The 12,755-nt window shown below is 70.3% G+C and carries 12 protein-coding genes; 5 read left to right on the forward strand and 7 right to left on the reverse strand.

What is annotated here, in order from left to right; translation table 11 throughout:
• Nucleotides 1-147: 147 nt before the first annotated feature.
• Entirely contained in the window at nucleotides 148-972 is an 825-nt protein-coding gene (locus ACZ55A_RS16680) for a maleylpyruvate isomerase family mycothiol-dependent enzyme (protein WP_468840288.1), read from the forward strand.
• A 72-nt stretch (nucleotides 973-1,044) separates the two neighbouring features.
• On the opposite strand, the gene ACZ55A_RS16685 is transcribed toward ACZ55A_RS16680, so the two are convergent.
• The 3 genes from ACZ55A_RS16685 to ACZ55A_RS16695 all read right to left on the reverse strand — a co-directional run bounded on the left by ACZ55A_RS16685 (nucleotide 1,045) and on the right by ACZ55A_RS16695 (nucleotide 4,116).
• Nucleotides 1,045-2,298: an MFS transporter gene (locus ACZ55A_RS16685; protein WP_468840864.1), complete on the reverse strand. Its 1,254-nt coding sequence runs from the start codon at nucleotides 2,296-2,298 to the stop codon at nucleotides 1,045-1,047.
• A gap of 98 nt (nucleotides 2,299-2,396) precedes the next feature.
• Entirely contained in the window at nucleotides 2,397-3,080 is a 684-nt protein-coding gene (locus ACZ55A_RS16690; protein ID WP_468840291.1) for a GntR family transcriptional regulator, read from the reverse strand.
• A gap of 151 nt (nucleotides 3,081-3,231) precedes the next feature.
• Nucleotides 3,232-4,116 (reverse strand): GNAT family N-acetyltransferase, encoded by an 885-nt coding sequence (locus ACZ55A_RS16695; RefSeq protein ID WP_468840293.1) that lies wholly within the window; start codon nucleotides 4,114-4,116, stop codon nucleotides 3,232-3,234.
• Between the two features lie 211 nt (nucleotides 4,117-4,327).
• Here ACZ55A_RS16695 and ACZ55A_RS16700 point away from each other — a divergent pair, with 211 nt between their 5' ends.
• Nucleotides 4,328-4,504 carry a hypothetical protein gene (locus tag ACZ55A_RS16700; protein ID WP_468840296.1) on the forward strand — a complete coding sequence of 59 codons (177 nt, stop codon included), beginning with the start codon at nucleotides 4,328-4,330 and terminating at the stop codon, nucleotides 4,502-4,504.
• A gap of 82 nt (nucleotides 4,505-4,586) precedes the next feature.
• Here ACZ55A_RS16700 and ACZ55A_RS16705 read toward each other — a convergent pair whose 3' ends face one another.
• The 3 genes from ACZ55A_RS16705 to pdhA are packed head-to-tail and all read right to left on the reverse strand — an operon-like array spanning nucleotide 4,587 to nucleotide 8,289.
• Nucleotides 4,587-6,062 (reverse strand): dihydrolipoamide acetyltransferase family protein, encoded by a 1,476-nt coding sequence (locus ACZ55A_RS16705; RefSeq protein ID WP_468840299.1) that lies wholly within the window; start codon nucleotides 6,060-6,062, stop codon nucleotides 4,587-4,589.
• Between the two features lie 23 nt (nucleotides 6,063-6,085).
• Nucleotides 6,086-7,069: an alpha-ketoacid dehydrogenase subunit beta gene (locus ACZ55A_RS16710; RefSeq protein WP_468840302.1), complete on the reverse strand. Its 984-nt coding sequence runs from the start codon at nucleotides 7,067-7,069 to the stop codon at nucleotides 6,086-6,088.
• Nucleotides 7,070-7,071: 2 nt separating this feature from the next.
• On the reverse strand, nucleotides 7,072-8,289 hold the full coding sequence (gene pdhA / locus ACZ55A_RS16715) for a pyruvate dehydrogenase (acetyl-transferring) E1 component subunit alpha (protein ID WP_468840305.1): 1,218 nt from the start codon (nucleotides 8,287-8,289) through the stop codon (nucleotides 7,072-7,074).
• Between the two features lie 327 nt (nucleotides 8,290-8,616).
• On the opposite strand from pdhA, the gene ACZ55A_RS16720 reads away from it, so the two are divergent.
• The 3 genes from ACZ55A_RS16720 (at nucleotide 8,617) to ACZ55A_RS16730 (ending at nucleotide 10,912) form a co-directional block, all read left to right on the forward strand.
• Nucleotides 8,617-9,276 (forward strand): response regulator, encoded by a 660-nt coding sequence (locus tag ACZ55A_RS16720; RefSeq protein WP_468840308.1) that lies wholly within the window; start codon nucleotides 8,617-8,619, stop codon nucleotides 9,274-9,276.
• Nucleotides 9,277-9,396: 120 nt separating this feature from the next.
• On the forward strand, nucleotides 9,397-9,816 hold the full coding sequence (locus ACZ55A_RS16725) for a pyridoxamine 5'-phosphate oxidase family protein (RefSeq protein WP_468840310.1): 420 nt from the start codon (nucleotides 9,397-9,399) through the stop codon (nucleotides 9,814-9,816).
• 52 nt (nucleotides 9,817-9,868) lie between these two features.
• Nucleotides 9,869-10,912 (forward strand): phosphotransferase, encoded by a 1,044-nt coding sequence (locus tag ACZ55A_RS16730; protein ID WP_468840313.1) that lies wholly within the window; start codon nucleotides 9,869-9,871, stop codon nucleotides 10,910-10,912.
• 34 nt (nucleotides 10,913-10,946) lie between these two features.
• Here ACZ55A_RS16730 and ACZ55A_RS16735 read toward each other — a convergent pair whose 3' ends face one another.
• Nucleotides 10,947-12,569 carry a protein kinase domain-containing protein gene (locus ACZ55A_RS16735; protein WP_468840316.1) on the reverse strand — a complete coding sequence of 541 codons (1,623 nt, stop codon included), beginning with the start codon at nucleotides 12,567-12,569 and terminating at the stop codon, nucleotides 10,947-10,949.
• Between the last annotated feature and the right edge of the window lie 186 nt (nucleotides 12,570-12,755).

Below are 12,755 nucleotides of genomic sequence, written 5' to 3' on the forward strand. Positions count from 1 at the left end.
AACGGCGCCGAGCGCGGCGCCGAAGCCCTCTGCGGGCGGGGCACATCGGCCTACGATGGTCACCCGAAAGCACTGCCGGGGTGCCCGTGCGCAGCGTAACTTAACTGCACAGACAGCAGCCCGCGTACGAACCGTCCGAGGGGTCCCGTGACCGTCCATCCCAGCCTTCAGTCCTCCATCGATGCCTGGACTCACTCCATAGAAGCGATAACCGAGCTGGTTACCCCGCTCGTCGAGGGCGAGTGGAACAGGGCGACGTGCCTGCCAGGATGGTCCGTTCGTGATGTGGTCTCCCATGTCATCGGCCTGGAATGCGAAATGCTGGGCGACCCACGGCCGATCCACACGCTGCCGCGCGATCTCTACCACGTCCGCACCGAATCGGCGCGCCGCATGGAGGTGCAGGTCGACGTCCGCCGGCACCACACCGCGCCGGAGATGGTCAGCGAGCTCGAATACACCGTCATCCGCCGCTCCCGGCAGCTGCGCAACGAGTCCCGCCAGCCGGACGCCACGGTGCGTAGCCCGCTCGACGAAGACCGCACGCTGGAATTCGTGCTGCAACAGCGGGCGTTCGACGTCTGGGTGCATGAACAGGACCTGCGCCGGGCGCTCGGCAAGCCCGGCAATCTGGACTCCCCCGGCGCGCATGTGACCCGGGATCTGCTGGTGAAGGTGCTGCCCGGCGTCGTCGCCAAGAGGGCCCAGGCACCGGCCGATTCGGCCGTGGTCTTCGATGTCAGCGGACCGCTGGAGTTCCTGCGCACTGTCCGGATCGACTCCGCGGGCAACGCCACGATCGACGGCAGCGTCTCGCTCGGTCCCACCGTGACGTTCGCGCTGGACTGGGACACCTTCCACCAGCTGGCCTGCGGGCGGGTCCGCCCGGCGGCCGTCGCCGAGCAGATCAAGATCGACGGCGACGCCGACCTCGCCGAGGCGATTCTGAACAACTTCGCGGTCACGCCGTAGCGGAGAGACCGGGAGAGGGGGCGGGGGCGCCCCGGCGGTGATGTTTCACGTGAAACGGCCCCCGCCGCCGTCTCACACCGGGACGTGGACCGCCTCGACCCGGCTGACCACCAGCCGTTCGCGCTCACGCTGGGCCGCGCTGCGCCGCAGACGAAGGATCTGTGAGACGCCGACCGCCTCCAGCACGAAGACCGAGGCGAGGGCGATCCGGTAGTTGTCGCCGGTGGCGTCCAGCAGGACGCCGACCGCCAGCAGGGTCGTCATCGACGCGGTGAAGCCGCCCATGTTGACGATGCCGGAGGCGGTGCCCTGGCGCTCGGGCGGGTTGGCGGGCCGGGCGAAATCGAAGCCGATCATCGAGGCCGGACCGCAGGCACCCAGCACCGTGCACAGCACGATCAGCAGCGCCATGGGCGCATGATCGGCCGGCCAGCACAGCACCAGCGCCCACATCAGGGCGGTGGCACCTACCGTGCCGAGGGCCAGTGGCATACGGGCGGTGTGGTGGCGGGCGATGAGCTGACCGTAGATCAGGCCCACCGCCATGTTGGAGAGCACCACAAGCGTCAGCAGTTCGCCCGCGGTGCCCCGGGACAGCCCCTGCGCCTCGACGAGGAACGGCAGTCCCCACAGCAGCAGGAAGACCATCGCGGGGAACTGGGTGGTGAAGTGCACCCACATGCCCAGCCGGGTGCCGGGCTCCCGCCAGGCGTCCGCGATCTGCCGCCGTACGAAGCCGGCACCGGAGTGCCCGGCGGGGGCGGGCGGCGGTTCGAGGCCCTCGGGGTGATCCTTGAGGAAGAGCAGCAGCACGATCAGTACGACGATGCCGCCGGCCGCGCTGGCGGCGAAGGTCGGGGTCCAGCCGAAGGTGTGCAGAAAGCGGGCCAGGACGAGCGTGGAGATCAGGTTGCCCGCCATACCGACCAGCGCGGCGATCTGCGCGATCATCGGGCCGCGGCGGGCCGGGAACCAGCGGGCGCCCAGCCGCAGCACGCTGATGAAGGTCATCGCATCGCCGCAGCCGAGCAGCGCACGCGAGCCGAGCGCCATGGGGTACGACGCGGAGAGCGCAAAGCCGAACTGGCCGACGGTGTAGAGCACCACGCCAAGGGTCAGCACCTTCTTGGGGCCGAGCCGGTCCACCAGCAGTCCGACGGGTATCTGCATCCCCGCGTACACCAGCAGTTGGAGGATGGAGAACGTCGACAGCGCCGAGGCGTTGATGTGGAAGCGCTCGGCGGCGTCCAGACCGGCCACGCCGAGGCTCGTACGGTAGGTGATCGCGACGAAGTAGACCGCGACGCCGATGCCCCAGACCGCCATGGCCTTATAGCCGCCGGGCGGGTCCGCGGGCAGCAGCCGGGCGGGGGAGTCGCCGGTGCCGGAGCCGCTGGGGCTCTCCGATCCGCCGTTGCCGGCGCTCATCGCACCTCCCCCTGCGCCAGGTTGCGCACCCAGCTGACGTGCCGGTGCACGACCTCGGTCGCGGCGTCCGCGTCACCGGTCCGCAGCGCCTCCAGGATCTCCGCATGTTCGGTGATGTTCTTGGCGATCCGGTCCGGGTGGGCGTGCATCACCGCGACGCCCATCCGCAGCTGGCGGTCGCGCAGCTGCTCGTAGAGCCGGTCCAGGATTTGATTGCCTGCACTGCGCACGATGGCGGCGTGGAAGGCGCGGTCGGTGACCGAGACCGCGGCCAGATCGCCGGCCGCGGCCTGCGCCCGCATCGTCTCCAGCAGCTCGGTCAGCTCGCCGATCAGCGCCTGGTTCGCGGGCACCGCCTTGGCCGCCGCATGCTTCTCCACCAGCAGCCGGGTCTCCACGACATCGGCGATCTCCTGTGCGGAGACCGGCAGCACCAGCGCGCCCTTCTTCGGGTAGAGCTTGATCAGCCCCTCGACCTCCAGCCGCAGCAGCGCCTCGCGCACCGGTGTGCGGGACACCCCGACGGCCTCGGCCAGCTCCCCCTCGGTGAGCAGCATCCCGCCCTCGTAGCGACGGTCGAGGACGGCGTCCTTGATGTGCGCATAGACCCGCTCGGCGGCGGGCGGCTGCTTGGCGGAGGACTCTCGGACGGGGGCGCTGGGCGGGGACACGGAGGGCATGCGCACAGGATAGATACAACAGGTATGCGTCCGAAACGTCATTTCGCGATGTGGACCACCTGCGGTGCGTTTGCCCTGGTAGGCAGTGATATGGGCGCCTGGACGGGCCTGCCCGCCCGGGGCCCCTCGGCCCGGATCCGGCCGGCCGCGGTCAGCCCGGCATCCGCCCCTGCGCGATCAGCCGGTCCACGACCTGCGCATGGGCGGGGGCGCAGCGCTCGCGGGCCTCCCGGCGGTCGAACCAGGCGTACTCGGCGATCTCCCGGCCCGGGACCGGCGCGATGTCCCGCGGCCCACCGGTGAAACAGGTCATGTGCAGCCGACGGCCGTTCTTGCCGTGCGCGACGTCATGGATGACGAACGCCTCCCGCAGCTCGTCGGCGGGGACCAGCAGACCGAGCTCTTCGCCCAGCTCCCGCGACAGCGCCTCGCGCGCCGTCTCCCCGGGCTCGTACTTGCCGCCCGGAAGGTAGAAGGTGTCGTTCCCCCGCGTCCGTACGCTCAGCAGCCGTCCCTCGCGCAGATGCAGCCAGCCCACCGACTTCAGCGGCGCGGGACGCTCCAGGGCGATCAGCGGATGGCCGGTCTGCTCGTCGGCCCGCCGGGCCCGCTCGCGGAAACCCAGGTGCGCGTAGAAGCGCCGGGCGCGGGCGTTCGCCTCGAAGACCTCCAGCGTCAGCGCACCGTGCAGCGCGGCCGCATGCTCGATCAACTGACGTCCGGTGCCGCCCCCTTGAGCCTCCGGCGCCACGAACAGCCCGCCGACCTCGGCACCGGAGCCCTCGCCGGACCCGTCCGCATGGCGCTCCCCCTGCGCACCCGGCAGGAGTCCGAGCAGCCCGATGACGGTGCCGTCACGCTCGGCGACCCAGTTCTCCGCCTGGACGAGGTACACCTCGCGGAGGATCCGGGCCCGTTCACCCTCGCCTTCTCCCGCGAGGAACGGATGCGCCTGGCGCGCGGCCCGAGCCCAGAGATCGGTGACAACGTCCTGGTCGGAGGCCTGATAGCGCCGGATGAGGGGGTCGCTGGTCATTTCGCCGACCGTAAACACCGCGGCTCACGGCGGCAAACCCTTTTACGGCGGCGGGGCCGGCCCTCCTCGGGAGGGGGACCGAAGAGGTACGTAGGGTCCACCTAAAGGTTGACGAGAGTCCGTACCTGGCGCGTACGGATCGGCCCGAAATCCGTGGGTGAATGGAGTCATGGAGCCGGGGAGAGGCTCCGACACTCAAGGGGAGTTGACCATGCAGCCCAGGACGAACGCCGGCCACCGGACGCGGAACACCGTCGTACTGGCCTTGATCGTCGCCGGCCTGTGCGCGGGCGTTGCACTGACCCGTGGCGCCGCGCACATCGACGAGTCGGGCCCGACCGGGCCGGTGGCACACTTCAGCCGCGCGGTGCAGCTCATCCGCGGCTGACCGGCGTGACGCCTCAGGGCGTGGTTTCACGTGAAACCACGCCCTGAATCACGTCCTGAGGCCATGAACCGCGACCGCAGGATCAGCTCCAGGTGATGAGCCGCTTCGGGCGCTCCAGAATCGCCGCGACATCCGCGAGCAGCTTGGAGCCCAGTTCGCCGTCGATCAGGCGGTGGTCGAAGGACAGCGCGAGCGTGGTCACCTGGCGGGCCTTCACCTTGCCCTTGTGGACCCACGGCTGGAGCTTGACCGCGCCGAAGGCGAGGATCGCCGACTCCCCCGGGTTGAGGATCGGCGTACCGGTGTCGACGCCGAAGACGCCGACGTTGGTGATGGTGACCGTGCCGCCGGTCATCGCCGCCGGGGAGGTCTTGCCCTCACGGGCGGTGGCGACCAGATCGCCCAGCTCCGCGGCGAGCTGGGGAAGCGTCTTGACTCCGGCGTCCTTGATGTTCGGGACGATCAGCCCGCGCGGGGTGGCCGCCGCGATCCCGAGGTTGACGTAGTCCTTGTAGACGATCTCCTGCTTCGCCTCGTCCCAGGACGCATTGACCTCCGGGTGGCGCTTGATGGCGACCAGGAAGGCCTTGGCGACGAGCAGCAGCGGGTTGACCCGCAGCCCCGCCATGTCCGGGTCCTGCTTCAGCTCCTGGACGAGCTTCATCGTGCGAGTCACGTCGACGGTGATGAACTCCGTGACATGCGGCGCGGTGAAGGCGCTGGCGACCATCGCCTGGGCGGTGGCCTTCCGTACGCCCTTGACCGGCACCCGCCGCTCGCGGGCGGCGACATCGACGATGCCGGGCTCGGCCGCGGCGACCGTCACCGGCGTGGGAACCTCGGCCGGGGCAGGTGCCGCGGCCGGAGCGGCCGCCGCATGCACGTCCTCGCGGGTGATCACGCCGTCCGGCCCGGTCGGGGTGACCGTCGCCAGGTCGATGCCCAGGTCCTTGGCGAGCTTGCGCACCGGCGGCTTGGCCAGCGGCCGGCCGGCCGGGACGACGGGCGCAGCCCTGACGACAGGAGCGGCCGGAGCCACCGGGGCGGGGGCAGCCGGAGCGGGCGGAGCCACCGGAGCGGCCCGTCCGTTCAGCTCGGCCTGGAGCGCGGCGCTCGCCGGCTGCGCCGGAACGCCCGGCTGCGGCTTACGGGCCCGGCGCTTGGTCGAGGCCGGCGCGGCGCCGTAGCCGACCAGCACCGCCTGCCGGCCCTGCGGCTCGGCCTCCTCCTCGGCCTCGGCGGCTTCCTGTGCCGCGCCGGACGCCGCCGGCGTCTCGGCGGGGCCGGCTCCGGGGTCGGTGTCCACGGAGATGATGGAGGTGCCGACGTCGACGGTGACGCCCTCGCCGAAGTGCAGCGCGTGCACCACCCCGTCGTAAGGAATGGGCAGTTCGACGGCGGCCTTGGCGGTCTCGACCTCACAGATGACCTGGCCGTCGGTGACGGTGTCGCCCGGCTGGACGTACCACTTGAGGATCTCGGCCTCGGTAAGCCCCTCGCCCACGTCGGGCATCTTGAACTCGCGGAAGCGCTGTGCGTTGGAGGTACTTGCAGTCATGGTCACGAACTCTCCTCAAACCCTCAGTACGCCAACGCACGGTCAACGGCGTCGAGCACCCGGTCCAGCCCCGGAAGGTACTCGTCCTCCAGCCGGGAGGGCGGGTACGGGGAGTGGAAGCCGCCGACCCGCAGGACCGGGGCCTCCAGGTGGTAGAAGCACCGCTCGGTGATCCGGGCGGCGATCTCCGCACCGGAACCGAAGAAGACCGGCGCCTCGTGGACGACGACCAGCCGGCCGGTTTTCTGCACCGACGACTGGACGGTGTCGAAGTCGATCGGGGAGAGCGAGCGCAGGTCGACGACCTCGACCGACTTGCCCTCCTCGGCCGCGACCTTGGCAGCGTCCAGGCAGACCTTCACCATCGGGCCGTAGGCGGCCAGCGTGAGGTCGGAGCCGTTCTCCACGACCCGGGCCTTGTGCAGAGGATCGGGGATCGACTCGGTGTCCAGCCGCGACTTGTCGTGGTAGCGCCGCTTGGGCTCGAAGTAGATGACCGGGTCGTCGCCCGCGATGGCCTGCTGGAGCATCCAGTAGGCGTCGGAGGAGTTCGAGGGAGTGACGATCTTGAGACCCGCGACATGCGCGAAGAGCGCCTCGGGGGACTCGGAGTGGTGCTCGACCGCGCCGATTCCGCCCGCGTACGGGATACGGATGACGACCGGCACCTTGACCTTGCCCAGCGCGCGGGCGTGCATCTTGGCGAGCTGGGTGACGATCTGGTCGTAGGCGGGGAAGACGAAGCCGTCGAACTGGATCTCGACGACCGGGCGGTAGCCGCGCAGCGCCAGGCCGATGGCCGTACCGACGATGCCGGACTCGGCCAGCGGGGTGTCGATCACCCGGTCCTCGCCGAAGTCCTTCTGCAGGCCGTCGGTGACGCGGAAGACGCCGCCGAGCTTGCCGACGTCCTCGCCCATGACGAGGACCTTGGGGTCGGCCTCCATGGAGGCACGGAGCGATTCGTTGATCGCCTTGGCGATGGTGATCTTCTCGAAGACGGCCATTGTCAGTTCCCCTCCGCGACGGCATCGGCATCGGCGAACGACGCCTGGTACGCGGCGAACTGCGCGCGCTCCTCATCGACGAGCGCATGCCCGTCCGCATAGACATTCTCGAAGATCGCCATATGGTCCGGATCGGGCATGGCGCGTACGGCCTCGCGGACCCGCTTGCCCAGGGCCTCGCTCTCCTCCTCGATCGACGCGAGGTACGCGTCGTCGACCAGCCCCTCGGCCTCCAGATACGTCCGCAGCCGGCGGATCGGGTCCTTGGCCTCCCAGGCCACCCGCTCCTCGTCCGCGCGGTACCGCGTCGGGTCGTCGGAGGTGGTGTGCGCACCCATCCGGTAGGTGAACGCCTCGATGAGCATCGGCCCCTGGCCGGTACGCGCCCGCTCCAGTGCCGCCCTGGTCACCGCGAGACAGGCCAGTACGTCATTGCCGTCGACCCGTACGCCGGGGAATCCGAACCCGCGGGCGCGCTGGTAGAGCGGCACCCGGGTCTGCTTCTCGGTGGGCTCGGAAATCGCCCACTGGTTGTTCTGGCAGAAGAACACGACCGGGGCGTTGTAGACCGCGGAGAAGGTGAAGGATTCCGCGACATCACCCTGGCTGGAGGCGCCGTCACCGAAATAGGCGATCACCGCGGAATCCGCGCCGTCCTTCTGCACACCCATCGCATAGCCGGTGGCATGCAGCGTCTGCGAACCGATGACGATGGTGTAGAGGTGGAAGTTGTTGCTGTTGGGGTCCCAGCCACCGTGATTGACGCCGCGGAACATGCCCAGCAGATTCGTCGGGTCGACGCCGCGGCACCACGCCACGCCGTGCTCGCGGTAGGTCGGGAAGACGTAGTCGTCGTCGCGCAGCGCGCGACCCGAGCCGATCTGAGCCGCCTCCTGGCCCAGCAACGAGGCCCACAGACCCAGTTCGCCCTGGCGCTGGAGAGTGGTCGCCTCGGCATCGAACTTCCGCGTCAGCACCATGTCGCGGTAGAGGCCGCGCAGCTCTTCGGGGGAAAGGTCGATTGCGTATTCCGGGTGCTCGACCCGCTTCCCTTCGGGGGTCAGCAGTTGTACGAGCTGATCCTGCTCCGCCTGCTCGGGCCGGCCGGTGGTGCGGGCCTTGGCCGAGGACGCCTTCTGTGCCGGCGTCGCCTTTTTGGCGGTGGTGCGCTTGCTGCTGCCGCGGGCGTTTTTCCGCTGCGCAGTGCCTTCCACGGTCACGTGCTGCTCCTCCGTCTGTCCGGCCCCCGGGGTCCGCCGGTGGCCGTATTGCGGCTCACCCGGTATCCGATACGGCGCACGGGGTGTGTGCGAACGCGGCCGGATCCGGGTGGAACAAAGCTCCCGGAAGGTGGCCTGCTCATTGCACGTTACCCATTGTCAAAGCCGAAGTGGAAACGGCGCTGACCTGCGATTTTGCTTGGATTTCCAAGTAAATCGCAGAGGCTTGGAACAACTCCTGGTCACAGCGTTGCAGGCCGCCGGGACAACGGCACGTTATATCGGTGACCTGGAGCACGGGAAGACTTGATGTGTGAGACTGGGGTGGTGCGCGAAGACGGAAAAATCACGGTATTCCTGCTCGACGACCACGAGGTGGTCCGGCGCGGTGTCCACGAAATGCTCACGGTCGAGCGGGACATCGAGGTGGTCGGCGAGGCCGGTACCGCCGCAGATGCCCTGGTCAGGATCCCGGCGACGCGTCCAGACGTAGCGGTCCTCGACGTCCGGCTCCCGGACGGCAGCGGTGTCGAGGTCTGCCGCGAGATCCGGTCACAGAACGAGGACATCAAATGCCTGATGCTCACCTCGTTCGCGGATGACGAAGCCCTTTTTGATGCGATCATGGCCGGTGCGTCCGGTTATGTCCTGAAGGCCATTCGGGGCAATGAACTGCTCTCGGCGGTACGCGAGGTGGCCGCCGGGAAGTCACTGCTCGATCCCGTGGCCACCGCCCGCGTCCTGGAGCGGCTGCGCGACGGCAACGCCGCCAAGGGGGACGACCGCCTGGCCAGCCTCACCGAACAGGAACGCAAGATCCTCGACCTGATCGGCGAGGGCCTGACCAACCGCGCGATCGGCGAACGGCTCCATCTCGCCGAGAAGACGATCAAGAACTATGTCTCCAGCCTGCTGTCCAAGCTGGGCATGGAGCGCCGCTCCCAGGCCGCCGCGTACGTCGCGCGGATGCAGGCCGAGAGACACTGACCCGACACAGGGACGCGGGCCGGGCCCGGCCCGGCTCATGGTGATTCAGGACCATCGTCCCGCTTCCCCGGGGCTGCTGGCCCCTACTGGGCGGCCGGCCCCGAACGGCAAGGTGGTGACATGCCCACCGACAACTACCGTGCCATCGAGCTGCTCGGCCGCACCCCCTACGGGCGGGTCTCGGCCAGTCGGCGGGCGCTCCCCTTCACCGCGGTCACCCGGCACCTCGTCCTCGACGACGGGCGGCTGATGCTGCGGCTGCACCGCGGTTACGGCTACCACCAGTCCCTGGACGGCAGCGTGGTCGCCTACGAGGCCGACAACGTCAACAGCGGCGCGCCCGACACCTGGTCCGTGCAGTTCACCGGCACCGCCCGGGCCGTCGAGCCGTCGCCCGCCGAGCGCGCACTCTTCGGTCCCACCCCACGGCTGGCCGACGGTGTGCCCTTCGACCCGGTCTTCCTGCGCATCGAGCCGGAGTTCGTGACGATGCACTACCTCACGGACGTGCCCGCCTTCCGCCACGCTCACTCTGCGTAAGGCTTTCCCGTAGCCCCACTCCGACGGGTGCGGTTCATCTAACATCTGGCGCGTGCTGCGCTCATCTGTAGTCCGGACGGCGGCGACGCCCGACAGAGACACCCTCGGCTCCCTGCTCCGCCACTACACCGGCGCGGGTGCGCCGCTGTCCTGCGAGCCGGTCGCCGAAGGTCTGCTCAACCACGGCTACTTCCTCGCCACCACGCGCGGCCGCTACTTCCTCAAGCACCACCTCGACGGCGACCACGCCGCCCTCACCCGCCAGCACCGCGCCACCCGCCGGCTCGCCGCACTCGGCCTGCCGGTCGCGCCGCCCGTCGCCGACGCGGACGGCCGCACCGTCACCGTCCTCGACGGCCGCTGCTACGCCCTGCACCCCTGGGTCGAGGGCCGCCACCTCACCGGAGCCGCACTGACCCGCGGCCAGTCCCGCCGGCTCGGCGCCCTGCTCGGGCTCGTCCACACCGCGCTGGAGGAGGTCATGGCGGAAGAACCGCCTCCGCCCCGGCCGCCCTGCGCGGACGCCGGCGCCGACCCCGCCCGGACCTTCGAGATGATCGACGAGCTGCTGGCGCTGGCCCGCGGCGCCCAGCCGCGCACCAGCTTCGACGAGCTCGCCGAGCACCGCCTGCTGGAGCGCCGGGCCCTCCTGGAGCAGCAGGCGCACCGCCGCCCGGCCCCCGGCGCGGAACCCGCCGCCGGCTGGGTGCACGGCGACTTCCACCCGCTCAACGTGCTCTACCGCGGCCCGGAACCGACCGCGATCGTCGACTGGGACCGGCTGGGCGTCCAGCCGCGCGCCGAGGAGGCGGTACGGGCCGCCGCCATCTTCTTCGTACGCCCCTGCGGCACGCTGGACCTGGCCAAGGTGGCGGCGTACGCGGGCGCCTACCGCAGCGCCTGCGGGGCCGGCACCGACGAAATGGCGGCGGCCGTCCACCGGGTGTGGTGGGAACGGCTCAACGACTTCTGGATGCTCACCTGGCGCTACCGCCTCGGCGACCGCCGCACCGATCCGCAATTCCCGGCGGCGGCCGCACTCGCGGTGTGGTGGACCCGCGAATACCGCGCCGTACGCGACGCGTTCACCCGCTGAGGCGGTGCGCCCGCCTCAGCGGACGAGCGGACGGTCAGCCGGTCGTACCGAGCGTGTTGCCGCTGTCCGTGCCGCTGCCGCTGGTGGTGCCGCTGTCCGCACCGGCGGTGGTCCCACCGTCGGTGGTGGTGCCGCCGTCCGTGGTGCCCCCGTCGGTCGTCCCGCCGTCCGTGGTCCCGGCGTCGGTCGTCCCGCCGCTGTCGTCGGTGGGCGGCTCGGTCGACGGCTCCTCGGTGGTCGGCGGCTGCGAGGTGGGCGGCTCGGAGGTCTCCGGCGTGCTCGGCTCCTCCGACGGCGGCGGGGTGTACGAACCCTCGTCGCCGCCGATGCCACCGGGCTCGGTCTCCGGGGTGCTCGGCTCCTCCGACGGCGGCTCGCTGGTCTTGTCGTGCTTCGACGGCGAGGGCGACTGGGTGGTCGGGGTCTCCTGCTTCTTGTTCTGGCCGCCGGTGTTGTTCAGCGCGAAGGCCACGCCCACCGCGATGGCGATCAGCGCGAGCGCCGCGATCAGCAAGAACTTGCCACGTCCGCCGCCGTTCCTGGGCCGGGGCCCGCCGTCGAAGCCGCCGTCGTCCTCCCGCATACCGGGCGTCAGGAGGGGCTGCGCGGTGGTCTGGCCGGCGTCGGGGTGCGGCAGCGCGGTGGTGGCGGCGGTGCCCATCGACGGGGTGTGCCCGCCCTCGTGCATGGCGACCGGACCGGTGTTCCAGGTGCCGGTGTGCCCGCCCTGCTCCTGCAACATCTGGAGCGAGTACTGGACCAGGCCGCGCATCTCCTCAGCGGTCTGGAACCGGTCGTCGGGGTCCTTGGCCAGCGAGCGCATGACCAGACCGTCCAGCTCCGGCGGCACCACGTCGGTGGTCTCGGAGGGCGGTACCGGCATGTCCTGAACGTGCTGGTAGACGACCGAAAGCGGCGTCTCACCGGTGAACGGCGGGCGCAGCGTGAGGAGTTCGTAGAGCAGACAGCCGGTCGCGTAGAGGTCGGAGCGGGTGTCGACGGTCTTGCCGAGGGCCTGCTCCGGGGAGAGGTACTGGGGGGTGCCCATGACCATGCCGGTCTGCGTCATGGTCGACTGCGCGCCGTGCAGGGCGCGGGCGATGCCGAAGTCCATGACCTTCACGGCGCCGCTGTGCGTGATGATCACGTTCGCGGGCTTGATGTCACGGTGCACGATGCCGTGCTGATGGCTGTAGGCCAGCGCCTCCAGCACCCCGGAGACGATGATCAGCGCCTGGTCCGGCGGCGGGGCGTCGGCATTGAGCAGCAGATCGCGGATGGTGCGGCCCTCGACCAGCTCCATCACGATGTACGGCACGGTGTTGCCGCCGACCAGGTCCTCGCCGGAGTCGTACACCGCCACCACCGCGTGGTGGTTCAGCCCGGCCACGGACTGTGCCTCACGCGTGAAGCGGGCCTTGGACACCGGGTCCTCGGCAAGGTCGGCACGCAGCAGCTTCACGGCGACGGTACGGCCCAGGCGCACGTCCTCGGCCGCGAACACCTCCGCCATGCCGCCACGGCCGAGCCGCCGCGTGAGCCGGTAGCGGCCGTCACCGACCAGCCCGCCGTTGCCCCACATCTCCGGTGCGTCGGGGATATTGGAGCCGGTGGCCTCAGGGTCGGACGGGCCCTGGGGGCTCTGCGTCGGTGCCATCGGTCCTCGCCGTCGAATCGATCCGCATGAGAGCGGTAAGGTCATCGGTCTTCGCTAGAGCACGCTACAGGCTCCGCGGCACCCACCGGTCCGCCGTGGACCGGCCATCAAACCTGCCGAATGCCTGAAATCGCAAGTTCACCTGCGGTGATCGAAGGCGTCGAACGTCTCACCGCCGTGATGGGA

It is taken from the genome of Streptomyces sp. NPDC034111 (assembly GCF_055575375.1).

Bases quoted from the DNA above. Each gene is read 5' to 3' on its own strand.
- ACZ55A_RS16695 (WP_468840293.1), bottom strand. From the start codon at position 4,116: ATGACCAGCGACCCCCTCATCCGGCGCTATCAGGCCTCCGACCAGGAC.
- ACZ55A_RS16700 (WP_468840296.1), top strand. From the start codon at position 4,328: ATGCAGCCCAGGACGAACGCCGGCCACCGGACGCGGAACACCGTCGTA.
- ACZ55A_RS16710 (WP_468840302.1), bottom strand. From the start codon at position 7,069: ATGGCCGTCTTCGAGAAGATCACCATCGCCAAGGCGATCAACGAATCG.
- ACZ55A_RS16725 (WP_468840310.1), top strand. From the start codon at position 9,397: ATGCCCACCGACAACTACCGTGCCATCGAGCTGCTCGGCCGCACCCCC.
- ACZ55A_RS16735 (WP_468840316.1), bottom strand. From the start codon at position 12,569: ATGGCACCGACGCAGAGCCCCCAGGGCCCGTCCGACCCTGAGGCCACC.
- ACZ55A_RS16690 (WP_468840291.1), bottom strand. From the start codon at position 3,080: ATGCCCTCCGTGTCCCCGCCCAGCGCCCCCGTCCGAGAGTCCTCCGCC.
- ACZ55A_RS16685 (WP_468840864.1), bottom strand. From the start codon at position 2,298: ATGGCGGTCTGGGGCATCGGCGTCGCGGTCTACTTCGTCGCGATCACC.
- ACZ55A_RS16705 (WP_468840299.1), bottom strand. From the start codon at position 6,062: ATGACTGCAAGTACCTCCAACGCACAGCGCTTCCGCGAGTTCAAGATG.